Below are 517 nucleotides of genomic sequence, written 5' to 3'. Positions count from 1 at the left end.
CTTGCGGATTTGAAATCAGGCGTTTTGGACGTGGCTTACATTCCGGATGACGTTTTTCATCGCATGATTGCGCAAGATAAGGTCGATGGTTTGGTGATCAATGAGCAAGACGTTCTGACGTTCTCGAATGCGTTTGCAGTTGCAAAACACAATACGCAGCTCCAACACATGCTCAACAGCATCATCGAAACCATTGACTCAAATGAGATAGAAAAACTTCTGCGCTCGCACCGAAGCTTCAACCTAGTTTATGGCTACGACGATGAGCAAATGGCAAAATTTTTCTTGGCAGGTGCGGTCGCTTTTTCTCTGATGTTTGCTGCCGCGTATTTCATTCTTGCGCACCTACGTCTAAAGGTGAAATTAGCTGAGCTGAATGCCAACAATGAAGAAGCGGAAAAACAATGGCTGATGGGCATCATTCAAGAAATTAACAGCTTGGTGTTTATTCACGGTGAAGATAACCAGTTGGAAATGAGCAACTGTGCCAACTATAAGAGCAAGCAATGCCAAGAAT

Annotated in this window: 1 pseudogene; it reads left to right on the top strand. The window is 44.1% G+C overall.

Annotated elements, in window-relative coordinates:
- Positions 1-517, top strand: a pseudogene (locus tag R7O13_RS30930) (histidine kinase); the annotation flags it as partial.

The organism is Vibrio sp. Y176 (assembly GCF_033438945.1).
Note: the sequence above shows the minus strand (reverse complement) of the source record. Positions and strands in the feature narration are given on the sequence as shown.